26 protein-coding genes are annotated in these 24,043 nt (G+C 62.9%); 21 read left to right on the top strand and 5 right to left on the bottom strand.

The window, feature by feature from the left end; all coding sequences use genetic code 11:
- The first annotated feature begins 104 nt into the window (after window positions 1-104).
- The 13 genes from ACZO3G_RS05540 (at window position 105) to ACZO3G_RS05480 (ending at window position 13,021) form a co-directional block, all read left to right on the top strand.
- Entirely contained in the window at window positions 105-980 is an 876-nt protein-coding gene (locus ACZO3G_RS05540; RefSeq protein ID WP_158595723.1) for a branched-chain amino acid ABC transporter permease, read from the top strand.
- A 15-nt stretch (window positions 981-995) separates the two neighbouring features.
- Complete coding sequence (locus ACZO3G_RS05535; RefSeq protein ID WP_101552684.1) at window positions 996-1,964, top strand: branched-chain amino acid ABC transporter permease; 969 nt, start codon at window positions 996-998, stop codon at window positions 1,962-1,964.
- 21 nt (window positions 1,965-1,985) lie between these two features.
- Entirely contained in the window at window positions 1,986-2,720 is a 735-nt protein-coding gene (locus ACZO3G_RS05530) for an ABC transporter ATP-binding protein (RefSeq protein ID WP_101553284.1), read from the top strand.
- Window positions 2,701-3,411: an ABC transporter ATP-binding protein gene (locus ACZO3G_RS05525; RefSeq protein WP_306575962.1), complete on the top strand. Its 711-nt coding sequence runs from the start codon at window positions 2,701-2,703 to the stop codon at window positions 3,409-3,411. Before ACZO3G_RS05530 ends, ACZO3G_RS05525 begins: the two co-directional genes overlap by 20 nt.
- Before the next feature lie 29 nt (window positions 3,412-3,440).
- The gene (locus ACZO3G_RS05520; RefSeq protein ID WP_276872688.1) at window positions 3,441-4,466 is read left to right on the top strand and encodes a DUF2804 domain-containing protein; all 1,026 of its coding nucleotides are present in this window, start codon (window positions 3,441-3,443) and stop codon (window positions 4,464-4,466) included.
- 13 nt (window positions 4,467-4,479) lie between these two features.
- Window positions 4,480-5,538 carry a DUF2804 domain-containing protein gene (locus ACZO3G_RS05515; RefSeq protein ID WP_276872685.1) on the top strand — a complete coding sequence of 353 codons (1,059 nt, stop codon included), beginning with the start codon at window positions 4,480-4,482 and terminating at the stop codon, window positions 5,536-5,538.
- Between the two features lie 37 nt (window positions 5,539-5,575).
- Entirely contained in the window at window positions 5,576-6,148 is a 573-nt protein-coding gene (locus tag ACZO3G_RS05510) for a glycerol-3-phosphate responsive antiterminator (RefSeq protein ID WP_121587622.1), read from the top strand.
- Between the two features lie 163 nt (window positions 6,149-6,311).
- Complete coding sequence (locus tag ACZO3G_RS05505; protein ID WP_276872681.1) at window positions 6,312-7,763, top strand: NAD(P)/FAD-dependent oxidoreductase; 1,452 nt, start codon at window positions 6,312-6,314, stop codon at window positions 7,761-7,763.
- Window positions 7,756-9,015, top strand: coding sequence for an NAD(P)/FAD-dependent oxidoreductase (locus ACZO3G_RS05500; protein WP_418452693.1), 1,260 nt, complete (start codon window positions 7,756-7,758; stop codon window positions 9,013-9,015). The genes ACZO3G_RS05505 and ACZO3G_RS05500 overlap by 8 nt, the downstream gene beginning before the upstream one ends.
- Window positions 9,012-9,413: a DUF1667 domain-containing protein gene (locus ACZO3G_RS05495; RefSeq protein WP_486846908.1), complete on the top strand. Its 402-nt coding sequence runs from the start codon at window positions 9,012-9,014 to the stop codon at window positions 9,411-9,413. The genes ACZO3G_RS05500 and ACZO3G_RS05495 overlap by 4 nt, the downstream gene beginning before the upstream one ends.
- Window positions 9,410-10,900 carry a glycerol kinase GlpK gene (glpK, locus tag ACZO3G_RS05490; protein ID WP_486846906.1) on the top strand — a complete coding sequence of 497 codons (1,491 nt, stop codon included), beginning with the start codon at window positions 9,410-9,412 and terminating at the stop codon, window positions 10,898-10,900. The genes ACZO3G_RS05495 and glpK overlap by 4 nt, the downstream gene beginning before the upstream one ends.
- Before the next feature lie 178 nt (window positions 10,901-11,078).
- Window positions 11,079-11,333 (top strand): DUF6870 family protein, encoded by a 255-nt coding sequence (locus ACZO3G_RS05485; protein ID WP_276872676.1) that lies wholly within the window; start codon window positions 11,079-11,081, stop codon window positions 11,331-11,333.
- Window positions 11,334-11,386: 53 nt separating this feature from the next.
- Window positions 11,387-13,021, top strand: coding sequence for a recombinase family protein (locus tag ACZO3G_RS05480; RefSeq protein WP_276872674.1), 1,635 nt, complete (start codon window positions 11,387-11,389; stop codon window positions 13,019-13,021).
- 1,123 nt (window positions 13,022-14,144) lie between these two features.
- On the opposite strand, the gene ACZO3G_RS05475 is transcribed toward ACZO3G_RS05480, so the two are convergent.
- Entirely contained in the window at window positions 14,145-14,816 is a 672-nt protein-coding gene (locus ACZO3G_RS05475; protein WP_276873809.1) for an isocitrate/isopropylmalate family dehydrogenase, read from the bottom strand.
- 212 nt (window positions 14,817-15,028) lie between these two features.
- Here ACZO3G_RS05475 and ACZO3G_RS05470 point away from each other — a divergent pair, with 212 nt between their 5' ends.
- From ACZO3G_RS05470 to ACZO3G_RS05450, 5 genes are all read left to right on the top strand, one after another.
- Window positions 15,029-15,277 (top strand): aconitase family protein, encoded by a 249-nt coding sequence (locus ACZO3G_RS05470; protein ID WP_101552662.1) that lies wholly within the window; start codon window positions 15,029-15,031, stop codon window positions 15,275-15,277.
- Window positions 15,274-15,759, top strand: a complete 486-nt coding sequence (locus ACZO3G_RS05465; RefSeq protein WP_276873805.1) for a LeuD/DmdB family oxidoreductase small subunit — start codon at window positions 15,274-15,276, stop codon at window positions 15,757-15,759. Before ACZO3G_RS05470 ends, ACZO3G_RS05465 begins: the two co-directional genes overlap by 4 nt.
- 89 nt (window positions 15,760-15,848) lie before the next feature.
- Entirely contained in the window at window positions 15,849-16,403 is a 555-nt protein-coding gene (locus ACZO3G_RS05460) for a chromate transporter (RefSeq protein WP_172439285.1), read from the top strand.
- On the top strand, window positions 16,400-16,927 hold the full coding sequence (locus ACZO3G_RS05455) for a chromate transporter (RefSeq protein ID WP_276873799.1): 528 nt from the start codon (window positions 16,400-16,402) through the stop codon (window positions 16,925-16,927). The genes ACZO3G_RS05460 and ACZO3G_RS05455 overlap by 4 nt, the downstream gene beginning before the upstream one ends.
- A 17-nt stretch (window positions 16,928-16,944) precedes the next feature.
- Window positions 16,945-17,904, top strand: coding sequence for a D-2-hydroxyacid dehydrogenase (locus tag ACZO3G_RS05450; protein WP_276873796.1), 960 nt, complete (start codon window positions 16,945-16,947; stop codon window positions 17,902-17,904).
- 185 nt (window positions 17,905-18,089) lie between these two features.
- Here ACZO3G_RS05450 and ACZO3G_RS05445 read toward each other — a convergent pair whose 3' ends face one another.
- The gene (locus ACZO3G_RS05445) at window positions 18,090-18,260 is read right to left on the bottom strand and encodes a hypothetical protein (protein ID WP_158595612.1); all 171 of its coding nucleotides are present in this window, start codon (window positions 18,258-18,260) and stop codon (window positions 18,090-18,092) included.
- 14 nt (window positions 18,261-18,274) lie between these two features.
- Complete coding sequence (locus ACZO3G_RS05440; RefSeq protein ID WP_276873793.1) at window positions 18,275-18,448, bottom strand: hypothetical protein; 174 nt, start codon at window positions 18,446-18,448, stop codon at window positions 18,275-18,277.
- 249 nt (window positions 18,449-18,697) lie between these two features.
- On the opposite strand from ACZO3G_RS05440, the gene ACZO3G_RS05435 reads away from it, so the two are divergent.
- The gene (locus tag ACZO3G_RS05435; RefSeq protein ID WP_101552654.1) at window positions 18,698-18,952 is read left to right on the top strand and encodes a hypothetical protein; all 255 of its coding nucleotides are present in this window, start codon (window positions 18,698-18,700) and stop codon (window positions 18,950-18,952) included.
- 54 nt (window positions 18,953-19,006) lie between these two features.
- On the opposite strand, the gene ACZO3G_RS05430 is transcribed toward ACZO3G_RS05435, so the two are convergent.
- Window positions 19,007-20,038: a 3-deoxy-7-phosphoheptulonate synthase gene (locus tag ACZO3G_RS05430; protein ID WP_277138610.1), complete on the bottom strand. Its 1,032-nt coding sequence runs from the start codon at window positions 20,036-20,038 to the stop codon at window positions 19,007-19,009.
- A gap of 257 nt (window positions 20,039-20,295) precedes the next feature.
- Entirely contained in the window at window positions 20,296-21,300 is a 1,005-nt protein-coding gene (locus ACZO3G_RS05425) for a LacI family DNA-binding transcriptional regulator (protein WP_276873792.1), read from the bottom strand.
- 286 nt (window positions 21,301-21,586) lie between these two features.
- Here ACZO3G_RS05425 and ACZO3G_RS05420 point away from each other — a divergent pair, with 286 nt between their 5' ends.
- Together ACZO3G_RS05420 and ACZO3G_RS05415 are read left to right on the top strand one after the other, a co-directional pair.
- Entirely contained in the window at window positions 21,587-22,648 is a 1,062-nt protein-coding gene (locus tag ACZO3G_RS05420) for a sugar ABC transporter substrate-binding protein (protein WP_486846903.1), read from the top strand.
- A 136-nt stretch (window positions 22,649-22,784) separates the two neighbouring features.
- Window positions 22,785-24,043 (top strand): sugar ABC transporter ATP-binding protein (locus ACZO3G_RS05415; protein ID WP_486846901.1); only part of this gene is annotated, 1,259 nt, incomplete at its 3' end.

The raw sequence follows: 24,043 nt of genomic DNA, 5'->3' as shown, positions 1-24,043 counted from the left end.
TCCCTTTGGCCCTTCATAACCGGCCCCTGTCATTCCTTCGCGCGGACGGGGGCCGGCCCAAATCCCGAACATCAGCCGGCGCGCGCGGCGGAATGGAGTACCACATGGGCGTATCGGCTTATATCAATATCATTCTCAATGGAATCTGCGTCGGCGGCATGTACGGGCTGATGTCCAGCGCCTTCACATTCCAGGTTGGCTCCCTGCGCATGGTCAACTTTACCTACGGCGCATGTATCATGCTTTCGATGTACCTGACCTTCTTCTTCATCCGGATGGTCAACGCGCCGGTCATCCTGGCGGCCCTCGGGGTCATCGTCATCAACTTTGCGATCGGCTGGCTGATGCGGAAGACCCTTTTAAAACGAATCGACGAGGGCATGAACATCCTGACGACGATGGGCCTTCAGCTCGTCATCATGAATCTCGTGCTCTTTTTCTTCACCTCCTATCCGAGGGACCTGGCCGTCTTTGAAAAGCGCATCTACTTCACCCCGAAAATCAGCGTGGGCATCATCCAGCTCGCCTGCTTCGTCATGGCCGGGGTGATTCTCGTGAGCTTCCAGCTCTTCCTCAACAAGACCTGGACCGGGCGGGCGATCCGCGCCGTCGTCCAGAACCGGGACGTCGCCGGGCTGATGGGGATCAACAGCGAGCGCACCCTCGACCTGGCCTTCTCGCTGAGCTTCATCCTGATCGGCGTCGCGGGCATGATGCTGATGACCATGTTCACCGTCGAGCCGAACTTCGGCGACTACATCACGCTGATCGGCTTCGTCATCTGCATCACCGCCGGGCTGAACAACCTGACCGGCGCCTTCATCACCGGCGTGCTGGTCGGCGTCCTCTCGGCGCTCATCTCCGGCGTGCTCGGCACCGCCTACCACGATCCGATGCTCTTCGGCCTCTTTGTGGTCGTGCTGCTCGTGCGGCCCTACGGGCTTTTCAACAAACGTAAAAACGCCGTGCGCAACATTTAGAAAGGAGGAGTCACAATGAGACAGTCCAAATATAAAATCGACAAAAGAGTCATCCTGTACCTCCTCCTTTTGGCCGCGGCGCTCCTGTTCCCGATGGCGGCCAACCGGCGGGTGCTCAACATCGCGATCATCACGCTGATGTACGTCACCCTCGGGGAGTCCTGGAACCTGCTCTCCGGCATGTCCGGCCTCTTCTCGATCGCGCACGCGCTCTTTTTCGGGCTCGGCGTCTACGGCATGACGATCACCACCAACCGCCTGGGGATGGGCCTGTTCGCGGGGGTCGTCATGGGGCTGGTCGTCAACACCCTGATGGCCCTGCTGGTGGGCGTGATCGCCTCCAAGCTGTCCGGGCTCTACTTCACCATGGCCCTCATCGGGCTGCACCAGACGGTCTATTCCCTCTCGATCCAGCTCATCGACCTCACGGGCGGCAGCATGGGCATCTCGATGCCCCGGGAATACCTCTTCAGCAAGACCCAGCAGTACTACATGGTCCTCACCCTCGCGGTCGCCTCGATGCTCTTCTACGTGTTTATCCGGAGAAGCCGCATCGGCACCAACTTCGTGGCGCTCAAGGAAAACCCCGACCTGGCGCGCGCGCTCGGTTCCAACATCGGGAACTGGCGGATCCTGGCGACCGTGTTCAGCGCCCTGATGGCATCGCTCGCCGGCTCCTTCTACGCGCTCTACCTGATGTCCAACAACACCGAGGTCTTCAACGCGTCGATCTCGCTCAAGATCATCATGGTGGTCATCGTCGGCGGCATGGGATATGTGTGGGGCCCGGTTTTGGGCTCGTCGATGATCGTGCTCGACGAACTGGTCCGCGGAATGATGCCGAGCAGGTTCGCGCCTTTCTCGGTGGTGATCTACGCCGGCGTCCTGATTATCATGGCGCTCCTCAAGCCGGCGGGCATCATCAGCTTCTTCCAGAGAGATGAAAAGAAAACGCCGGCCAAAAAAGAGCGCGCGACGACCTGAGCCGGAAAGGAGCTGCTGCAAATGTTTTTCAAACTCGAAAATTCGACGATCGCTTTCGGCGGGCTGGTCGCGAACAAAAATGTCACCGCCGAGGTGGAAAAGGGCCAGATCGTCGGGCTGATCGGCCCGAACGGCGCGGGCAAATCCACCATGTTCAAGTCGATCTCCGGCTTCAACAAGATCGACAGCGGAACGATCCGCTTCAAGGACCGGGACATCACCAAACTCGGGCCGGTCGAGGTCTGCCGCGCGGGGATCGCCTGCACCTTCCAGAAGGCGCAGTCGTTTGCCGGGATGACGCTGGAGGAGTCGGTGCTGGTGGGCGCCTACCTGCGCCGCAAGCGCAAGAAGGACGCGCTGCCGTTTGCCCATGAGATGATCCGCTTCGTCGGGCTCGAGGGCAAGGAGCAGGTCAAGATCCCCCGGCTCAACATGTTCGAGCGCAAAAAGGCGGAGCTCGCGGCGGCGCTGGCCACCGAGCCCGAGATGCTGCTGCTCGACGAGCTGTTCGCGGGGCTGGTCCCCACCGAGGTCGAGATGATGCTCGAGCTGGTGAAAAAGGTCAACGGGGAGCTCGGCATCGCGCTGTTCATCGTGGAGCATGTGCTGCGGGTCATCATGAGCCTGTGCGAAAAGGTGTATGTGCTGGAATACGGCGAGATCATCGCCTCCGGCTCCCCGCAGGTGATTTCCTCGGACGAACGCGTCATAAAAGCTTATTTGGGAGAGGATTACGATGTTGCTGACGATCAATAACCTGGACGTAACGTTGGGCGGCCTGCAAATCTTGCAGGACGTCAGCCTGCATGTCGACGAGGGCGAGCTGGTCGTCGTCGTGGGGGCGAACGGGACCGGCAAATCGACCCTGCTGCGCAGCATCTCCGGCATGAACCCGATCGCGGGCGGGGAGATCCTTTTCTGCGGCGAAAAAATCACCGGGCTGCCCTCCAGCCTGATCGCGCGCAAGGGCCTCTGCATGGTCCCCGAAGGGCGGCAGCTCTTCCCCGAGCTCTCCGCGCGGGACAATCTGCTGATCGGGGCCTACCCCTACCGCAAGGACAAGGCGCGCGTGCAGAAGAATCTGGATTTCGCCTACCAGATGTTCCCCGCGATCCGGAAATACGAGGACCGGATGGCCAACACCTTTTCCGGCGGCGAGCAGCAGATGATCAGCATCGCGCGCGGGCTGATGAGCGAACCGAAGCTCATGATGATCGACGAGATGTCCCTCGGGCTCGCGCCGATGATCATCGCCGACCTCTTCAAGGTCATCAAGCGGCTCAACGCCCAGGGGATCAGCATCCTGCTCGTCGAGCAGAACGCCCGCCAGGCCCTGCGGATCGCCGACCGCGCCTACGTCATGGAAAACGGCCGGATGGTGATGGAGGGCTCCGGGAAGGAGCTGCTCGAAAACGAGCACGTCAAGGTCGCCTACCTCGGGATGTAGGGAAAGCGGCGGAATGAAGGAGGTTCTTCATGCAGCATGAGATTACGAGACCCCATCCCCTCCTGGACGGGGACGGAAACCTGATCGAAGCGGGCTGGTGCCGCGCGCCGATTCTCGCCTACAACCGGGAGGCGATCCGGTTCCCGCGGGAGGAGATCCGGGAATGGGACTACTACTTCGCCGGGAACGACCGCTACGGCCTGGGCTTCTCCACGGCCAGCGTCGGCAGCCTGCACCGCCTGTCGGTCAACTTCATGGATTTCCAAAACAACATCCAGGCGAACGACACCGCCTTCTGCACGCCGGAGGAGAGCGTCCTGCGCTCGCCGCCGACCTCGGACGGCCCGCTGCATTTCTCCTGGAACGGCGCGGAGAGCCGGTACCTCCGGAACGGCGGGGAGACCCGGCTGAAGGTCGTTTTCCCCAACCTGCTGGACGGGGAGACCCTCGACGCCGACCTGCGCCTCGAAATGCCCGGGGGGGACACCACCGTCGTCGTCATCCCCTTCGGGGACGCGCCGGGGATGTTCTACTACAACCACAAGGTCAACTGCATCCGCGTCTCGGGCGGCTTTACCCTCGGCGGGCTGCACTACGATTTCGACGGGTGGGACGCCTACTCGGTCATGGACTGGGGGCGCGGGGTCTGGCCCCGCCGGAACCAGTGGTACTGGGGAAGCGCCAGCGGCCGGATCGGCGGGAGGCCGTTCGGGTTCAACATCGGCTACGGGTTCGGGGACACCTCCGCCGCCACCGAGAACATGGTCGTCTACGACGGCGTGATGCATAAGCTGGAAGAGGTGTCCTTCCTGATCCCCGACGGGGAGACCTCTTTTATGAAGCCGTGGAGGTTCACCTCCTCTGACAACCGGTTCGAGATGGATTTCACACCGGTCCTGGACCGCCACTCCAACCCGCCTCCGGGCGCCCAATACGGCTCGGACCAGCACCAGGTGTTCGGGTATTTCACCGGCCGGGCGGTCCTGGACGACGGGACCGCGCTCCCGGTGGAACGGCTGTTCGGATTCGCGGAAAAAGTGGTCAACCGCTGGTAGACGGGAGGAGCAGATGCAGCACGAAATTTTGACGCGGCACGATCTTTTAAAGCCCGACGGGACGCTGGTGGAGGCGGGCTGGTCCCGCGCCCCCCGCCTGCGCTACAACCCGGAGAACATCCGGTTCCCGAAGGAGCTCTTCAAGGAATGGCACTACTATTTCGCCGGGGACGACCACTACGGGCTCGGGTTTTCGATGGCCAACATGGGGGCTTTTCACCGGCTGTCGGTCAGCTTCATGGACTACCGGGAAAACCGGCAGGTCAACGAGATGGCCTTCTGCCCGGCGGAAAGCAGCGTCCTGTCCCCGCCGCGCACTTCGTGGGAGGACGTGCGGTTCCAAAACGAACGCGCAGTGGGCGAGTACCGCTATTCCGGCAGGCAAATGGCCCTGAACGTCCGCTTCGAGGATTTCAGCGGCGCGGACCCGCTCGAGGCGGAGCTGGCGCTCGAGTTCCCGGAGGGGGACATCTGCGAGCACGCCTTCCCCTTCGCGGAGGAGCCGGGGCTGTTCTTCTACTGCCACAAGGTCCCCTGCATCCGCGTGAGCGGCGGGTTTCGGCTGGGCGGGCTTTCCTACCGCTATGACCCGTCGCGCGCCTTTGCCGTCCAGGACTGGGGCCGCGGGGTCTGGCCGGAGCACAGCACCCCCTGCTGGGGGAGCGCGGGCGGGGTGGTCGGCGGCAGGCTGTTCGGCTTCAACATCGGCAGCCGGTACGGCGACACCTCCGCCGCCACCGAAAATGTGCTCTTTTACGGCGGCAGGGCGCATAAGCTGGAAGAGGTGGACTTTGTCATCCAGGACGACGAGACCGCCTTCTCCAAGCCGTGGACCTTCCGCTCCTCCGACGGGCGGTTTGAGATGACCATGGACCCGGTGCTCGACCGCCATTCCAGCGCGCCCGCGGGGATCCGTTACGGGGCGGAGCAGCACCAGGTGTTCGGATATTATTCCGGGACGGCGGTGCTGGACGACGGCACGCCGCTGAAGATCGACCGGCTCTTCGGCTTCGCGGAAAAGGTGGTCAACGACTGGCCGTTCTCCGGCGGGAAACGGGAGGCCGCCGGGTGACCGTCGGGCCGGTACCATATGGAAGGAGGGCGCCGAGGTGCTCGGAAAGAAGAAATTTTTGGAGGCGCTGCGGGACAGCCCGGTGATCGCCGCGGTCAAAAACCCCGAAGGGCTCCAAAACTGCCTGACGAGCGACTGCTCGATCGCGTTTGTACTCTATGGGGATATGCTGAATATCGCCGGGATCGTGGCACAGCTGAAGGAGGCGGGGAAACTGGCGTTCGTCCACATCGACCTGGTGGACGGCCTCACCTCGCAGGACGTGGTGGTGGATTTCATCGCAAAGAATACCTGCGCCGACGGCATCATCTCCACCAAGCACTCCCTCGTGCGGCATGCCAAGGGCTGCGGCCTGTTGACGGTGCAGCGGTTTTTTGTCCTGGATTCCATGGCGCTTTTTAACATCAGCAGGCAGCTGGCGACAGCCGAGGCCGACGCTGTGGAGATCCTCCCGGGCGTCATGCCCAAGGTGATCCGCAAGATCGCGGCAACCACCGACAAGCCGATCATCGCCGGCGGGCTGATCAGCGACAAGGAGGATGTGATCAACGCGCTGGCCGCCGGGGCGGTCTCGGTCTCCTCCACCCAGAGGGCGATCTGGTTCCTGTAGCGGGCCGTCCCGGCCTGAAAAGAAGAAATGCTGCAAGAGTTTTAGAGTACGGCAGAAGGGCGCTGGAGACAGCGCCGGATGTCGTGCTCTCTTTTTCTGCACCGCGGCGCGGACGGGCGCCGGGGACCAATTTATGCCGGTAGAGCGGCGAAAGGAGCTTACCATGTTAGATGTTGCAATCATCGGGGGCGGAATCGTGGGCGCCGCGTGCGCGTATGAGCTGTCGCGGTACCGGCTTTCCGTGGCGGTTCTCGAGCGGGAAAACGACGTGGCCTGCGGCACCACAAAGGCGAACAGCGCCATCCTGCACGCGGGATACGACCCGCCTCCGGGCACCCTGATGGCGCGGCTCAACGTAGAGGGGGTCCGTCTCGCGGAGGAGCTCTGCCGGAAGCTGGACGTTCCCTACCGCCAATGCGGCTCGCTCGTGGCGGCTTTTTCCGGGGAGGACGCCGGATTGCTGCGGACGCTCTATTCGCGCGGCGTGGAAAACGGCGTCCCCGGCCTGTCACTGCTCGATGCCGCGCAGGTAAGAAACCTCGAACCGAACCTGTCCCCCGAGGTGGTGGGCGCGCTCTACGCGCCGACCGCGGCGATTGTAAATCCCTGGGAATACGCCCTCGCGCTGGCCGAGACCGCCGTGCGCAATGGTGTTTCGCTTCACCTGAACGCGGGCGTGACGGCGATCCGGCGCTGCAAGGGCGGCTTTGAACTGGACACGGAGACCGGGCGCTTTTGGGCGCGGTATGTCCTGAACGCGGCGGGCCTTTACAGCGACGAGGTGCACAACATGGCCGCCGCGCCGGCCTTCCGCATCCACCCCGACCGGGGGGAATACTACCTGCTCGACAAAAGCGAGGGGGAGCGGGTCAGCCATGTCGTCTTCCAATGCCCGACCAGGGCGGGCAAGGGGACGCTGGTGGCACCCACGGTGCACGGCAATCTGATCGTGGGGCCCAACAACGAGCCCCCCAGGGAACGGGACGATACCGCGACGACCGCCGGGGGGCTGGAAGAGGTCATGCGCCTTGCGCGCAAATCGGTGCCCTCCATCAACTTCCGGGAATCGATCCGCAATTTTGCCGGGGTGCGCGCGGCGGCGGACGGCGCCGACGACTTTATCATCGCGGAGGCGGCGGACGCCCCCGGCCTGATCGACATCGCGGGGATCAAATCCCCCGGCCTTTCCGCTGCGCCCGCGATCGCGCGCATGGCGGCGGAGCTGCTGGAGGGCTGCGGCCTGCGGCTCGTCAAAAAGGATTTCTTTATCGACACCCGCCGCAGGGTGCGCTTCAAGGAGCTGCCCTGCGAGGAGAAGGCGCGGCTGGCGGAGGAGAACCCGGCTTACGGCAGGGTGATCTGCCGCTGCGAGACCATCACCGAGGGCGAGATCCTCGACGCGCTGCGCGGCCCGATCCCTCCCTGCTCGGTGGACGGGGTCAAGCGGCGCTGCAACGCGGGGATGGGCCGCTGCCAGGGCGGCTTCTGCGGGCCGAGGGTCTTCGAGCTGCTGGCGAGGGAGCGGGGGCTCCCTCCGGAGGAGATCTTGCAGGACCGCGTGGGGTCCTATATTATAACGGGAAAAACCAAGATGGGGGGTGCGGGCCTTGTATGATCTGGTGGTGATCGGCGGCGGCCCGGCCGGGCTGGCGGCCGCGGTGCAGGCATACCGGGAGGGGCTCGAAAGGGTCCTGATCCTCGAGCGCGACCGCGAGCTCGGCGGAATTCTGAACCAGTGCATCCACAACGGGTTCGGGCTTCATTACTTCAAGGAGGAGCTGACCGGGCCGGAATACGCCCAGCGGTTTGTCGAGATGCTGCGGGACACGCGAATCGAGGTGCGCTCGGACACCATGGTGCTTGAGATCACGCCCGACCGCAGGGTGCACACCGTCAGCAGGGCGGACGGCTACCGCGTCCTCGAGGCGAAGGCGGTGGTCCTGGCGATGGGATGCCGGGAGCGCACCCGCGGCGCGGTGGCGATCCCCGGCACCCGCCCGGCGGGCATATTCACGGCGGGTACGGCGCAGCGCTATTTGAACATCGAGGGCTATATGGTGGGCAGGCGGGTGCTGATCCTCGGCTCAGGGGACATCGGGCTGATCATGGCGCGCCGTATGACGCTCGAGGGCGCGAAGGTGCTGGCCTGCGTCGAGCTGATGCCCTATTCGGGCGGGCTTACCCGCAACATCGTCCAGTGCCTGCACGATTACGACATCCCGCTCTACCTCTCCCACACGATTGTCGACATCCAGGGCGGCAGGCGGGTGGAGCGCGCGGTGGTCGCGCGGGTGGACGAAGACCGCAGACCCGTCCCGGGGACGGAAATGACCTTCGACTGCGACACGATCCTGCTTTCGGTGGGCCTCATCCCCGAAAACGAGCTGACCCGGCGCGCTGGGATCGAAATTGACCGCAGGACGAACGGGGCGGTGGTCTATGAGAACATGGAGACCTCGATGCCCGGCGTGTTCGCCTGCGGCAACGTGGTACATGTGCACGACCTGGTCGACTTTGTCACGGCGGAGGGGCAGCGCGCGGGCGCGGCGGCCGCCGCGTATGTCAGGAAGGGCGCGCGCGCCGGGGGGAGCGTCACCGAGGTCCGCGCGGGCGGCGGGGTGAGCTATACGGTGCCGCAGCGCATCCGGATGGACGCGGCGGGGGAGCGCACCGAGCTGTTTTTCCGGGTGAACCGGGTCTGCGGGGCCAGCACGGTCGAGGTCGACGCGGACGGAAATCGAATCGCCGGGTTCCCCCGCGAACGGCTGGCCCCCGGCGAAATGGAGCGGATCACGCTTCCCAGACAGCTGCTGGAAAGGGCGGCCGGGAAGGATTTGACGGTATCGATCAAGGAGGCGCAAACATGAAAGAGCTGACCTGCATTGTCTGTCCGAAGGGCTGCCGCCTGCGCGTGGATGAGGAAAACGGCTTCACCGTGACCGGAAACGCCTGCCCGCGCGGCGCGGAATACGGGCGCGCGGAGCTGACCAACCCCACGCGCGTGCTGACCTCCACCGTCTGCGTCTCGGGCGACGCGCACCCGCGCTGCCCGGTCAAGACCGACGGCCCGCTCCCCAAAGGGAAGCTGTTTGAAGCGATGGCGCTTCTCGACGGCATACGGCTGAAGGCCCCCGTTTCGCTGGGGCAGGTGGTCGTGCGCAACGTCTGCGGGACGGGCGTGAACATTGTGGCGACGCGCAGCCTGCCCGCCCGCCCGCTGGAATCCGCGCGGCCGTCCGCCGCCGGCAGGGAGGAGATCGCATGAGCCGCTATATTTTGTCCCTCGACCAGGGGACCACCAGCTCGCGGGCGATCCTCTTTGACGCCGAGCAGAACATCGTCGGGCTCGCCCAGAAGGAGTTCACCCAGTATTATCCCCGCCAGGGCTGGGTGGAGCATGACCCGATGGAGATCTACGCGTCGCAGTACGCGGTGATGAGCGAGGTCATCACCCAAAACGACGTCGACGTGCGGGACATCGCGGCGATCGGCGTCACCAACCAGCGGGAGACGACCATCCTGTGGGAGCGGGACACCGGCAGGCCGATCTACAACGCGATCGTCTGGCAGTGCCGCCGCACGGCGGACATGATCGGGGAGCTGCTGGACCGGGGCCTCGGGGAGACCATACGGGAAAAAACCGGGCTCATTCCCGACGCCTATTTTTCCGGGACAAAGATCAAATGGATCCTTGACCACGTGCCGGGCGCGCGCGAGCGCGCCGAGCGGGGGGAGATCCTGTTCGGGACGGTCGACAGCTGGCTGATCTGGAGGCTGACCGACAAGACGGTCCATGTGACCGACTATACCAACGCCTCCCGCACGATGCTCTATAACATCCACACGCTCGACTGGGACGACGCCCTGCTGGAGGCGCTCGACATCCCGCGCGCGATGATGCCGCGGGTCTGCGGCTCCAGCGAGGTTTACGGGTATACCGTGCTCCAGGGGACGAAGATCCCGATCGCCGGCATCGCGGGCGACCAGCAGGCGGCGCTGTTCGGGCAGGGCTGCTTTGAAGCGGGGGACGCCAAAAACACCTACGGGACCGGCTGCTTCCTGCTGATGAACACGGGGGAGACCGCCTGCGAGAGCAAAAACGGACTGCTGACGACGATCGCGGTCGGGCTGGGCGGAAAGGTCCAGTACGCGCTGGAGGGCAGCGTGTTTGTCGGCGGCGCGGTCATCCAGTGGCTGCGGGACGAGATGCGCTTCTTCAACGAGAGCTGCGACGCGGAATACTACGCCCAAAAGGTGAAGGACACCGGCGGGGTGTACCTCGTGCCGGCCTTCACCGGTCTCGGCGCGCCCTATTGGGATATGTATGCGCGCGGCTGCATCATGGGGATCACGCGCGGGACCAAACGGGAGCATCTGATCCGCGCGGCGCAGGAGTCGATCGCCTACCAGAGCCTGGAGCTGGTCGAGGCGATGGAACGGGACACCGGCCGCCGGATCTCCGAGCTCTGCGTGGACGGCGGCGCGAGCCGCGACCGGTTCCTGATGCAGTTTCAGGCGGACATCTTGAATAAGCAGGTGCGCCGCCCGATGATCCGGGAGACCACCGCGCTCGGCGCGGCCTATCTCGCGGGCCTCGCCGTCGGGGTGTGGAGCGGGACGGAGGAACTGAAGAGCCTCTGGCGGTGCGACGTCACGTTCGAACCGGATATGGAGGAACCCCGCAGGGCCGCGCTGCTCGCCGGATGGCGCAAGGCCGTGGACAGAAGCCGCGGATGGGCCGACCGCCTGTAGCCGGGCGAAGGAAAATGCCGCGCCGTCCTATGCTCCGACGGCGGCGGATCAAATCCAAAAGGGCCGCTCAACTCGCAAGAGTTGAGCGGCCCTTTCTCTGGCGTGCCGCCAAATACGCGGGGACATGCAAGGAAAGGCCGTGCCGGGCATAGCAATTAGGCGAGAGGGGGGAAGGCCATTGACTCGCGCCGAACTTGACGCCATGCGCCGCGCGGACATTCGGGACCAGGAGATCTCCGGGCTCGCAGAGCTTGCGGACGTTTGGACGGACGCTTCCCGGCCGCCCGCCGGGAGGCTGGAACGCCTGATCGAGCGGACGGGCAATCCCTATTGCTTCCTGGTGGACGGCGTCCCGGTCAAAATCAGCTTCAGCGATGAAAACAGGACGCTGAAGGAGGCGCTTTTACACTACCTTGCACACGGGGACCCCTGAACGGCGGGCCGGGTATTTGGGCGTGCGGCCGCGCGGGGGAGAGGGGAGGCGTTATGTCCCGGCGATATGTGGAAAAAAAGGATTTGGAAACGGCGGCGGAATGGCCGACGGGAATCTACCTGAGGCTTTCCCGCGAAGACGGGAACGACGAGAGCTACAGCATCGCCAACCAGCGCCGGTGGCTGCTCGATTACATTGCCGGCCATGAGGACCTGAAGCTCCATAAAATCTATGTTGACGACGGCGTCAGCGGGACGAGCGAGGACGAGCGCGCCGGCTTCCGGGAGCTGCTGGAAGACATCTATGGCGGGAAAATCAATTGCGTCCTGGTAAAGGACCTGTCCCGTCCCTTCCGCAACAGCGCCGACCAGACACGTTTTCTGGAGGAGACGCGGGTCCGGTACAACGTGCGCTTTATCTCGACCCGGCTCCCGTTCATCGATACCTACCGGCACCCGGAGACCTTAAACATGCTGTCCATCGGTTTTCAGGGCATGATGAACGAGAACCACTGCCGGGAGACGAGCCTCAAGGTCCGTGACGTCTTCGACGTCAAACGAAAAAAAGGGCAGTTTATCGGGGCGTTTGCCCCGTACGGTTACGGGAAGGACCCGGACGACAGAAACCACCTGGTGGTCGATCCCGAGGCGGCGGAGGTGGTGCGGGAAATTTTCAGGTGGTACTGCAAAGGCCTCAGCAAGGAGGGGATCACGAGGAGGCTCAACGGGCTCGGCTATCCGAGCCCCGCGGAATACAAACGGCGGAAGGGCCTCAAGTATCAAAACCCGCATGACAAATACCACAGTTCCCTCTGGACCCAGCGGACGGTCTATGAAATCCTGCGCAATCAAATGTACCTGGGGCACATGGTCCAGGGGAAGCAAAGGGTCCGGTCGTACAAGGTGCACGAACGTGTGAGCCTGCCGGAGGAAGATTGGTATGTCGTCAAAGACACGCACGAGCCGGTCATCGACGGGGAGACGTTTCGGACCGTTCAGCGGCTGCTGCAAAAAAACACGCGGACGCCGCCCCGGCAGGGGGAATTGCACCTGCTGTCCGGCTTTGTATTCTGCGCCGACTGCCAAAAGGCCATGCACCGGAAAACATCCAAGGAGCTCGCCTACTACTGCTGCCGGACGAACCGGCAGTCGAAGGACGGCTGTACGCCCCACTCGATCCGGGAGCAGCGCCTGTGCGGCGTCATTTTGAAGGCGGTCCAAATGCAGGTGGACCTGGCGGACGGCCTGGCCGGCCTTGCGGAAGAGGCGGGCCGCGCCTCAAAACCGGATTGCCGACAGGACCGGCTTCAGGCCCTGCTGAGCCAGGGCGCGGAGGAACTCGAAAAGCGGAAGGGCTATCTGAAATCCTTATATACCGATATGAAGGACGGTTTGCTCTCGCAGACGGAGTATCTGGACTATAAGAGCTCCTTCGAGTCGGAAGTTGACGCGCTCCAAAAGGAAATCAGCCGGCTGAAAGAGGAAGGAGCCGTATGTGAAAGAGAACCGGCGCGGGACGATTCGCGCCTTGAACGGTTTAAAAGGACCCGGCAGCTTCAAGCCCTGGATCGGGACATTCTGGCTGAGCTTGTCAATAAGGTGTATGTCCATGCAAACGGCCGGGTGGAAATTCAGTTCCGTTTCCGTGACCCATATGAACAGATTCTGGGCCTGGAGCATGGCGGTTGAGCGGGGGGCGTGATCACCGGAGAGCACGCCGCACGGAAGACGGTTGTGCAGAAAGGAATGCACCGGTCGGTCCGGTGGGCCCGGTCGCGCCGGTAGCCCCGGTTCCCGTGGCCCCCGTCGGTCCGGCGGGTCCTGCGGGACCCGTTGCGCCGGTGGCTCCCGCCGCTCCGGTCGCACCGGTCGCGCCGGTAGCCCCGGTTCCCGTGGCCCCGGTTGCGCCGGTCGGCCCGGTGGGACCCGTGGGTCCGGTCACGCCGGTGGGTCCGGTCGCGCCGCGGGGGATGGTGAAGTCCAGGACGTGCGTCGGCCCGCCGGTGACGTCCACGACCGAGGCCGGGGTCCCGGGCTCGGAGGTGGTGGTGTTGCGGATGACGATATTCTCGGCCGCGCCGGTTTCTCCGGTGGGGCCTGTGGGGCCGGTCGGCCCGGTGGGTCCGGTCGGTCCGGTGGGACCCGTCGCGCCGGTGACCGAAAGTCCAGTAGCGCCCGTCGCGCCGGTGGCGCCTGTCGCGCCCGTGGGCCCGGTCGGCCCTGTGGGGCCGGTCGCGCCGGTCGAACCGGTGACGGAGACGCCCGTGGGACCGGTGGGCCCGGTCGCGCCCGTCGCGCCCGTCGGTCCGACGGGGCCTATGATGCCGACGCCCGTCGCGCCGGTCGCGCCGGTGGGTCCGGCGGGCCCGGTCGAACCGGTCGCGCCGGTGGGTCCGGTGACGCCGATGGGGCCCTGCGGCCCAATCGGTCCCTGCGGTCCGATCGGTCCGGTGGGCCCGGTGATTCCCGTCGGGCAGGGACAGGGCGGCGGGCAGGGCGGAACCGGAGGAGGACAGGGCGGGATGGGCGGAGGACAAGGCGGAACCGGAGGACGGCAGTTACAGATCCGTTCCTCCGGGAAGATAGGGTTCAAGAATCGATTGTTAGCCATAGATGAAGCCTCCAAAACAAATCGGGCAGTTGCCCATACCAGCATATGCCGTCCGGCCGCGTCCGGTGCCGGGAGGGGCCGCCGCGGGAGGCGGGGCAGAATGAAAAACGGGTGCAAAAAGGGCCCGGACGCAGGAGGCGTCCGGGCCTGGCGTTTAATTTTTCGGGAAGCCGGAAAATGGGAAAAAACAGCCCATCCGGATTAAGCAAGCAGTCGGCGGATCGCCGCTCCATTTCCGCCGTCCAGGTCGGGGGTAACGACGGACTTATCGTCCAGCACGGCCTCCGCTGCTTCCTGGATTTCCCGCGCGGCCTGGACGGCCTGCGGGTCGCGTTTCTTTTCGCCGAGCCAGGAGAGCATCATCTGCGCGGACGTGATCATCGCGAAGGGGTTGGCGATTCCTTTGCCGGCGATGTCGGGCGCGGAACCGTGGGTGGCCTGTGCCATGCAGTAGTCGGGTCCCACGCAGAGCCCCGCGGCCATGCCGAGGCCGCCGACGAGCTCCGCCGCCTCGTCGGAGGGGATGTCGCCGAACATGTTGGTGGTGACCACCACGTCATAGTCCTGGGGCTTCATCAGCATCTTCATGGCGAAGGTGTCGACGACGACCGTCTCGAGCGTGATGTCCGGATAGTTCCGGGCCACCTCACGGCAGGCGTCGAGGAAAAGCCCGCACCCGAGCTTGAAGACGGTGTTCTTGTGGACGGCGGTCAGCATGAGCCGTTTGCCGACGTTTTTGACGTCGAGGGACGCCTCAAGGTTTTTGATGTACTTGCTCAACGCGGGCTGGGAGAGGTAGAGGGACTGTGCGGCCTTGGAGAGGTTCTGGTGCTCCTGGATTGCGAGAACGTAACGCAATTCTTTCGGTGTCAAGCGACCGCCTCCTGAAATTTCATGATAAAAAGTTATGATTCATATGAGGATTAAATATTAGACAAATCAGTGGTTATAGGATACAGTAAAAACGAAAATAGTCAATTTGTCAAAAAAGGTTCGCCCGCGGCCGCCCCGGCGGCCCCTTCGCAGAAGGCCGCTCCCGCGGCCCCGGACGCACTGGAGGGCTTCCCGGCAAACAGGTCTAGGTCGTGACCCACTCGGGCGTCTACCGCGTGCTGCTCGAGGCGGGCGCGCAAATCCTGCCCCCCTGCTGCGGGCCCTGCGCCGGCATCCACGGGGGCCTCATTGCGGATGGGGAGACGGTGGTCTCCACCACCAACCGCAACGCGGCGGGCCGCATGGGCGGCGGCAGGGGAAAAATCTACATCGCATCCCCGCTGGTGGCGGCCTGTTCGGCGCTGGAGGGGTATCTTACGGCGGGAGGTGACGCGGGATGATCGAAGGAAGAGCGCAGCTGCTCGGGGACAACGTCAGCGGCGACCAGATCATCGGCGGGCAGTACCTCGGCGGCGGCGCGCCGCCGGAGGAGTTGGCGGGAAACCTCTTCGAATCGTGCAGGCCCGACCTGGCGCAGAGCCTGCAGCCGGAGGATATTCTCGTGGCGGGGGAAAATTTCGGCTGCGGCTCCTCCCGGGAGCAGATTCTGCTGGTGATGAAGGCGGCGGGCATCCGCTGTGTGGTCGCGCGCTCCTTCAGCCGCAATTTTTACCGGGGCGGCGTGAACCTGGACATCCTCCCGATTGTCTGCGCGCCGCGGGTCGAGGAGTACGACCGCTTGACGGTGGACGTCGAGGCGGGTATCATAAGTGTGGAGGGGAGGGGGGACTACCCTTTCCCGGCCTTTCCCGTCCAGCTGGCCGGGCTTGTGCGCGCGGGAGGGCTGATTCCCTATTACAAGGCGCATGGCGGTCTGGACTGAACCGGCCGCCGCAAAAAACGGGCGGACGGGATTCTCCCGCCTCAAAAGGGCGGGGGAATCCCTGCGCGCGTCGAAAGGACGGGGGTGGGGTGTTGGATGCAAGGCGCGGGCTTCCCAGGCCGCTCTGCTGTTTCCTGCTGCTCTTTAAGATCGGGCTCTTCACCTTTGGGGGCGGCTGGAGCATCGTGGCGCAGCTCCAGAGGGAATTCGTCGACAAGCGCGGCTGGATCTCCAAGGAGGACCTGCTGGATATCGTGTCGGTGGGACGGTCGTTCCCCGGCATCATGGTCATCAACATCGCCGTAATGTTCGGCTACCACGTGGGCGGGGTGCCGCTCGGCGTCATCGCCGCCGTGGGCGTGGCCGCGCCCTCCGTCGCCGTGCTGTCGGTGGTCACGGTCTTCTACGAGCAGTTCCGCCGCAACATTTATATCGCGCGCGCCATGGTCGGCGTGCGCGCCGCCGTCGTGCCGATCATCCTCTCCGCGGCCGCCGGCCTGCGCTCCATCGCCATCCAGGAGAAGGTCCAGTACGGGATCGTACTGGGGGGCTTTCTGATCTGCCTTTTCCTTCCGATCAACAACATCCTCGTGGTGCTGCTCGGCGCGGCCGCGGGGCTCATGCTCAGGGGGGTGCGGGGATGATCTGCTTGCAGCTCTACTGGAGCTACCTCAAGATCGGCTTTTGCAGCTTCGGCGGCCTGTCGATGATCCCCTTCATCAACCAGGAGATGCTTGCTCACCACTGGATGACGATGGAGCAGCTCTCGGACATCGTGGCGATCGCGGAGATGACGCCCGGTTCCCTCGGCATCAACTGCGCGACCTTCGTCGGCATCCAGGTGGCGGGCCTGCCGGGCGCGATCGCCACCACGCTCGGGGTGATGACCCCCTCCCTCACCGTCTGCATGCTCGCCTGCCACTTTATGGTCAAGTTCCGGCAGAACCGGTTCCTGCAGAACGCGCTCTACGGCGTCCGCCCTGTATGCATCGGCATGATCCTCGCGGTCGCCGTCCCGCTCGGGCAGGCAAACTATTTTTTAAACGGCGCGCCGCTCTGGCCGGCGGTCGTCATCGGGGCGGCGGCGGGGGCGCTGCTGCTTGCAAAGAGAAGCATTCCCACCGTCATTCTGGCGGGGGCGCTGCTCGGCCTTGTGCTGGTCAGATAACGATAAGGAGGCAGGTTATGAAAATTGTGGTGCTGGACGGATATACCGAAAACCCCGGCGACCTGAGCTGGGAGGGCCTGGAGGCGCTCGGCGAGCTGACGGTCTACGACCGCACGCCGCCTGAGCTGGTCCGGGAACGGATCGGGGACGCCGAGGCGGTCTACACCAACAAGGTCCCGCTCCCGCGGGAGGTCATCGAGGACTGTTCCGCGCTCCGGTTTATCGGCGTGCTGGCGACCGGCTACAACGTCGTGGACGTCGCCGCCGCGCGGGAGCGCGGCATCCCCGTCTGCAACGTCCCCACCTACGGGACCGCCGCCGTCGGGCAGTATGCGATCGCGATGCTGCTCGAAATCTGCCACCATGTGGCCCATCACAGCGAGGCGGTGCACGCCGGGCGCTGGCAGCAGGGTCCCGACTGGTGCTTTTGGGACTATCCGCTGATCGAGCTGGACGGCAAGACGATGGGGATCATCGGCTTTGGGCGGATCGGCCGGGCGACCGGGAAGATCGCTAAGGCGATGGGGATGCGGGTGCTCGCGTACGATGCGTTCCCCTGCGACGAGGGACGCGCCCTCGGGGAATACGTCCCGCTGGACGTCCTCCTGGCGGATTCGGACGTGATCACTCTGCACTGCCCGCTCTTTCCGAAGACGCGCGGGATCATCAACCGGGAGAGCATCGCGAAGATGAAGGACGGGGTGATCCTTCTGAACAATTCGCGCGGCCCGCTCATCGTGGAGGAGGACCTCGCCGCCGCGCTGAACAGCGGGAAGGTGTACGCCGCGGGGCTGGACGTGGTGTCAGACGAGCCCATCCGCGCGGACAATCCGCTCCTCAGCGCGAAGAACTGCCTGATCACCCCGCATATCTCCTGGGCGCCCAGGGAGAGCCGACGGCGGCTGATGGACGTGGCCGTGGAGAACCTGCGGGCGTTTCTGGCGGGCCGCCCGGTCAACGTCGTGAACAAAGAATGAAAAAAGCCGTCCCACATGCGGGGACGGCTTTTTGACAAAAAAAGAACGGGGCCGCGGCCCCGTTCAGCAGATCACGCTTCGGATGTCGTTTTCCCCGCCGCCGGCCTCTTCGCCGTTGAGGTAGCTTTCCAGCTCATCATAGTGGATGGGATAGTACTCCAGGGGCTGATCCATCGAATTCCCCCTCAGTCGTAGTCGCTGAGCAGCTCCTGCGCACAGGCCTGCAGCTCGGGGAAGCTGTGAAGGCTTTTGGCCTGCCAGCTCACCGCGTCGCGCACGCCGTCGGGCAGGGCGGCGAAAAACCGGTGCGCCCTGCCGTCCTGTGCGATCAGGTCGTAAAGATCGCTTGTCTGCATGCTGCCGCCTCCGCTCATGGTGTAAAGTGCTCCGCCAGCTGGCGCATGCGTTCGTCGGTGATGCCGACGACGCTGCCCTGGTAGGAGCGCGTGGAGCCGAACCGCTGGGACAGCGCCCGGAGGTCCTGTTCCGACAGGACTGTCCGCTGGGGTTCGGGAGGGATCTTCTGGTTCAAAGGCTGTTCCATTTTAATCACCTCGGCATTATTGTCTGCAATTTCTGCGAAATGATCAGAGGGAACCGATGGGCGCGCAGGAAAATCCAAACGAAAAAAGAAACGGACGGCGTGGCGGCCGGCCGTTTTTCGCATAGGATGGCATTAAGAGGAAATCGCGAAAAAACGCGGTCCTTTCGCCGCCCGGCAAAAGCGCGGGCCGGTCCCGCCGCGCGGCGGGGATTGGCCTGATCCGGCAAAGCCGGGCGCATGGAGGTTTTTATGCAGAATCGTCAACCCGGCCAGACGCCCCAGCGCCAGGCCATGCGGCAGCCCCGCCAGCAGCAGACGGCACAGCGGCAGATGGGGCCGCGGCAGATGTCCCGGCCATCCGGGCGCCCGCAGCAGATGAACCGAGGCGCGGCGCAGAACGGGAACGGGAACCGGCCGAAGGGCATCCTGGGGAACCTGCTGAATATGCAGGATCCCATCGGGTCGCTCAACAAGATCGTTTCGATCTTCAAGCTGCTCGGCTGACCGGATGAAAACAAAGCGGAAGGCGCCCGGCATTGCCGGGCGCCTTCCGCCGTTTCAGCAGTTTTCGGCGATTTTATAGAGGAGCTTTTCAGTGTCGGCCCAGCCGAGGCAGGGGTCGGTGATCGACTTGCCATAGATGTGCGTCCCGCCGATCTTCTGGCAGCCCTCCTCGAGGTAGCTTTCGATCATCACGCCCTTGACGAGCTTTTTGAGGTCGGGATTGTAGTTGCGGCTGTGGAGCACCTCGCTGACGATGCGGATCTGCTCCTTATACTGCTTGTTCGAATTGGAGTGGTTGACGTCCACGATCACGGCGGGATTTTGGAGGCTGCGCTCGCCGTACATCTCCATGAGGCGCACAAGGTCCTCGTAGTGGTAGTTGGGGATCGTGGTGCCGTATTTGTCCACGCCGCCGCGCAGGATGACATGCGCGAGGTCGTTGCCGCCGGTGGTGACGTCGCAGCCGCGGTAGATGAAGTTGTGGGGATGCTGCGCGGCGAAAACTGAATTGAGCGTCACAACGAAATCGCCGCTCGTCGGGTTCTTCATCCCCACGGGGATGTCCATCCCGCTCGCGGTCAGGCGGTGCTGCTGGTTTTCCACCGAACGCGCGCCGACCGCCTCGTAGGAGAGCAGGTCGTCGAGGTAGCTGCGGTTTTCCGGGTAGAGCATCTCGTCGGCGGAGGTGAGTCCGCTTTCCATGATCGCCCGGGTGTGCATCCGCCGTATGGCGATGATGCCCGCCAGCAGGTCGGGCGCCTTGTCCGGCTCGGGCTGGTGGAGCATGCCCTTGTAGCCCTCGCCGGTGGTGCGGGGCTTGTTCGTGTAGATGCGGGGAATGAGCATCAGGCGGTCGGACAGTTTTTCGTTGAGTGCGGCGAGCCGCGACACATAATCGCAGACAGAGTCCTCGTTGTCGGCCGAGCAGGGCCCGACGATCACGACGAATTTGTCCGAGCATCCGGTAAAAATATCGCGGATTTCCGCGTCGCGCCGCGCCTTGACCCCGGTGATCTCCCGGGAGAGCGGGTATTCCGCCTTGAGATCCGCGGGCAGCGGCAGCTGCTTGTTCAGTTGCATTGCCATATGGTTGCCTCCGTTTTGCCGGTTCGTTCCGTACCGTAACAGCGTAATGCCAAACGCCGCCGATGTCAAGCGGCAGACGGGGAAAATAACCGACTCCATGCGCGTTTTTGGACCGCGGACAATGGCACAAAGCGCACGGACACCGCTGCGGGCGCTGGCCGTGTACGGACGCCCTTTGTCGGCGGCTCGTCCGGGATAAAAGCCCCAATGCGCATCATGCACCGGGGTTTTCGCTTCAGGAGCGCCGGGGGCCGGTGTCAGTCCTTCGCCCGTGACATGGTGGACTCCCGGATGATTAATTCGGTGTTCAGGAGCACCCGCTGGACCTCGGCGTCGGGGTTCTTGATCTGCTCGCAAAGCAGGTCGCAGGCAATATAACCCAGTTGGAAACGGGGCTGACTGATGGTGGTGATGGAGGGAACGGTGATACTGGAGATCTCGATGTTGTCGAATCCAACCACGACGATGTCCTCCGGAACCCGAAGCCCCTTATACACAACGGCGCGGATTACCGCTGCGGCGCAGAGGTCGGAGGCGGCGAAAAACGCGTTGGGGATGTTGCCGGTGGAAAGCATCTTGACAGCGGAGGCGAACGCAATCTCCGCCGATATTTCAGGCAGGTGGACAATCCAGTCTCTGTTAATGGGAAGCCCCGCGTCTCGCAGGGCTTTGCGATATCCTTCCAGGCGCAGTTGGGCATATTTATATTCCTCTGGGCCATTGAGAAGGGCAATCCGGTCGTGCCCGGCCGCGAGGATGTGCTGCATCGCCTTTTCGACGGAGTCGATGTTGTCGATTCCGACACAGCTCACATTGCTATCATCTTCATATTCACAGCACTGAACCAGGGGAATGTGTTCCCGAATGGTCCCGGCCAGGTTCCCGTTGAGGTAGTTAAGGGTGATCAGCCCCTGCGCGTTGCACCGTTTCAACGCGGAAAGATAGCCGTCGATATTGTCGCCGGCAAGTATCTCCTGGGTGATAAAAAGGTCGTATTGGTTAAGCTCTGCGGACGCCTTTGCGCCGTTGAGGATCTCGCTGTAAAACGGATTGCTGATGGAGGGAATATTGATGACCAGCAGTTCCCTGGCAGTCTGGGCCCTTGGCGTATAGTTCAGTTTCTGCGCGGCGTCGAGAACCTTTTCGCGTGTTCCATCTTTTACCGTTTTGGGCTGGTTGAACACACGGGAGACGGTGGAAAGGGATACCCCGGCTTCTTTCGCGACGTCGTGTATGCTGCTGTGCCCGATCGTTTTCCGCATAACGGGCCCCTCCTCTTACACGTGTTATTTTCTGTTTGCTAGTATAATGGATTGAAAAGAAAAATGCAAGGAAAAGTAAAAATATTCCACTCTTTTTGCTATTTTACAAAAATAATTGTGCATATATGATAATATTTTACGGAATAACCTTGTATAAAAGGGAAAATTGCGCTTGAAATGCATGATATGTCTTGACATATTAATAGAAATCATATATATTTGTTTCAGAAAATATCGAAAGAATTGTTCAATATTTTCTGAAAATAATTAAGGTGGAGGAGCAGAAATGAAAAAGCTTACAGTTGTTTTACTTGCCCTGACGATTATGAGCCTCGCATTGGTGGGCTGTGGCGCGAACGTCCCTGACAGTGCTCCGGCAGAAGCACCCGCTCCCGGGGAGGCATCCGCGGCTCCTGCGGGCAGCCCCGCGGAGTACGGGGTCGCATGGTTCTGTGAGGTGCTCAATGAGAGCAACAAGCTCTATACCGACAACTGGAAGAAAAACCTCGAGGCAATCGACGAGGCGGACGACAGCTTCATCTTCACCAGCATAGATGTATTTGATGCCAACAGCAGCACCGAGACGCAGATTTCCCAAATTGAGACGGCAATCGCGTCGGGGAAATACCAGACCTTCGTGATCAACCCGAACGATACCAATGGACTGGTTCCGGCTTATGAGGAGGCCATGAACGCCGGCATCAATGTCGTGGACATCGGCGGCGCGAACACCGAGGCGAAGACGCTTTACTGTATTTCTCTGGACGAGGACACGCAGGGAATGGCAATGCGGGACTATATCCGTGCATATCTGGATGCAAATCCCGATGTCACGCTGAATATGTGCATGATGGAGGGCAAGCCCGAAACCACCCGCTGCCTGCCACGCCTCAAGTACATCCGGGAGATGGCGCCGGAATATCCCGGCCGCATGAACATCCTTGCCGAGGCGTGGGGCCAGTGGAGCGCCAACGAGGCCACCCGCATCACCGAGGACTGGCTTCAGGCATATCCAGAGCTGAATATGATTTGCTGCGCGGACGACACAATGGCGATGGGTGTTGTGAATACCGTAATTTCCGCCGGGAAGAGCGGGGAAATCTTGATTACCGGCAGCAACGGAGACGAAGGTGTTTTGGACTTCATCAAGAGCGGGGACATGACGGCGACGACCGGCAACTATCTTGGCATGATAGCCAAGAAGTGCGCCGAAGTGACGGCGCAGGTGACGCTCGGAACCTGGGACAAATCTGTAAAGGAATACTCGATGGGCAAAGCGGTCATCGAGCTTGTCGATAAGGACAACGTCGAGGAGTTCGCGGCGAACAAATACACGAGGACGGAATAGGCCGGTCCGCGCGGGGCGGCAGATTACCACCGCGGGCGGGGGAGGACCCCCGCCCGCGTGATCCCAACGACGCCGGTCCCTTCCGCGGGCGGAGGCCCGCCGGGGCGAAGGCGTCGCTTTGAAAGAGGTTCTAGCTATGAGTACGCCACTGTTGAGTATGAGCGGAATCAGCAAGTCGTTTTTCGGCGTCAGCGTGCTGCGGGACATCGACTTCGTTCTGGAAGCCGGGACCGTCCACGCGCTTGTCGGGGAGAACGGCGCCGGGAAATCGACGCTCATGAAGATTCTGCTCGGAATCTACGCAAAGGACAGCGGGGAAATCCGCCTGGACGGGAAGAGCGTGGAGTTTAAAAAGCCGCTGGACGCGCTGGAAAACGCGATCTCCATGATCCATCAGGAGATCAGCCTGGTCCCCACGCTGGATGTTGCGGAAAACATCTGGCTGGGACGGGAGGAGCGGTTTTCCAGGTGCGGATGCCTGAGCTTGAAAAAACGGTACGAGGCGACGAAAGCCCTTTTGGAGGAGCTCGAAATCGAAATCGACCCGAAGACGAAGGTTCAGGACCTGAGCGTCGCGGTGATGCAGTTGGTCGAGCTTTGCCGGGCGCTCAGCTACGATTCGCGCATCATCATTATGGACGAGCCCACCTCCGCGCTTGCCGCGCATGAGATCGAACTGCTTCTGCGGATTATCCGGAAGCTCCGGGCAAAGGGCGTTGCGATCATCTTCATCTCCCACAAGCTCGACGAAATTCTCGAAATCTGCGATACCGTCACGGTGCTGCGGGACGGCAACCTGATCTGCCGGAAGGCGGTCTCGGAGGTCACGGAAGGCTCCCTGATCGAAATGATCGCGGGGAGAAAGCTGGAGAACATCTACCCCAAGCGGCGTGTGGACAAGGGAAAGGTCGTGCTCGAGGTCAGGGGACTGGAACGGGCCGGCGTCTTCCGGGACGTCGGGTTCCAGGTGCGCGAGGGGGAAATCCTCGGCTTTTCCGGGCTTATGGGCGCCGGGCGGACGGAGATCATGCGGGGGCTTTACGGCCTGGACCGGATCGACGGCGGGGAAATCCGGATGGACGGGAAGCGGATCCGCATCGCCTCCCCGAAGGACGCCGTGGAGGCCGGGATCGGCATGGTGACGGAGGACCGTCTGACCAGCGGCGGGATCGCGACCATGTCGGTCAGGGGGAATTCCACCCTTCCGTCCCTGTCGGACATCTGCAACCTGCTCGGGGTGTTTTCACAAAAGCGGGAAAACGAGATGTACGAATCGGTTTCGACGAAGCTGTCCATCAAATGCAATTCGCCGAGCGACCTGATCAAACAGTTGAGCGGGGGGAACCAGCAGAAGGTGATCATTTCACGCTGGCTCCTGAAGAAGCCCAAGCTAAT

Source organism: Anaerotruncus sp. (assembly GCF_057433415.1).
Note: the sequence above shows the minus strand (reverse complement) of the source record. Positions and strands in the feature narration are given on the sequence as shown.

Bases quoted from the DNA above. Each gene is read 5' to 3' on its own strand.
- ACZO3G_RS05455 (WP_276873799.1), top strand. From the start codon at position 16,400: ATGATCTGCTTGCAGCTCTACTGGAGCTACCTCAAGATCGGCTTTTGC.
- ACZO3G_RS05495 (WP_486846908.1), top strand. From the start codon at position 9,012: ATGAAAGAGCTGACCTGCATTGTCTGTCCGAAGGGCTGCCGCCTGCGC.
- ACZO3G_RS05530 (WP_101553284.1), top strand. From the start codon at position 1,986: ATGTTTTTCAAACTCGAAAATTCGACGATCGCTTTCGGCGGGCTGGTC.
- ACZO3G_RS05425 (WP_276873792.1), bottom strand. From the start codon at position 21,300: ATGCGGAAAACGATCGGGCACAGCAGCATACACGACGTCGCGAAAGAA.
- ACZO3G_RS05420 (WP_486846903.1), top strand. From the start codon at position 21,587: ATGAAAAAGCTTACAGTTGTTTTACTTGCCCTGACGATTATGAGCCTC.
- ACZO3G_RS05465 (WP_276873805.1), top strand. From the start codon at position 15,274: ATGATCGAAGGAAGAGCGCAGCTGCTCGGGGACAACGTCAGCGGCGAC.
- ACZO3G_RS05450 (WP_276873796.1), top strand. From the start codon at position 16,945: ATGAAAATTGTGGTGCTGGACGGATATACCGAAAACCCCGGCGACCTG.
- ACZO3G_RS05505 (WP_276872681.1), top strand. From the start codon at position 6,312: ATGTTAGATGTTGCAATCATCGGGGGCGGAATCGTGGGCGCCGCGTGC.
- ACZO3G_RS05435 (WP_101552654.1), top strand. From the start codon at position 18,698: ATGCAGAATCGTCAACCCGGCCAGACGCCCCAGCGCCAGGCCATGCGG.
- ACZO3G_RS05520 (WP_276872688.1), top strand. From the start codon at position 3,441: ATGCAGCATGAGATTACGAGACCCCATCCCCTCCTGGACGGGGACGGA.
- ACZO3G_RS05525 (WP_306575962.1), top strand. From the start codon at position 2,701: ATGTTGCTGACGATCAATAACCTGGACGTAACGTTGGGCGGCCTGCAA.
- ACZO3G_RS05440 (WP_276873793.1), bottom strand. From the start codon at position 18,448: ATGGAACAGCCTTTGAACCAGAAGATCCCTCCCGAACCCCAGCGGACA.
- ACZO3G_RS05445 (WP_158595612.1), bottom strand. From the start codon at position 18,260: ATGCAGACAAGCGATCTTTACGACCTGATCGCACAGGACGGCAGGGCG.
- ACZO3G_RS05535 (WP_101552684.1), top strand. From the start codon at position 996: ATGAGACAGTCCAAATATAAAATCGACAAAAGAGTCATCCTGTACCTC.
- ACZO3G_RS05480 (WP_276872674.1), top strand. From the start codon at position 11,387: ATGTCCCGGCGATATGTGGAAAAAAAGGATTTGGAAACGGCGGCGGAA.
- ACZO3G_RS05515 (WP_276872685.1), top strand. From the start codon at position 4,480: ATGCAGCACGAAATTTTGACGCGGCACGATCTTTTAAAGCCCGACGGG.
- glpK (WP_486846906.1), top strand. From the start codon at position 9,410: ATGAGCCGCTATATTTTGTCCCTCGACCAGGGGACCACCAGCTCGCGG.
- ACZO3G_RS05430 (WP_277138610.1), bottom strand. From the start codon at position 20,038: ATGGCAATGCAACTGAACAAGCAGCTGCCGCTGCCCGCGGATCTCAAG.
- ACZO3G_RS05540 (WP_158595723.1), top strand. From the start codon at position 105: ATGGGCGTATCGGCTTATATCAATATCATTCTCAATGGAATCTGCGTC.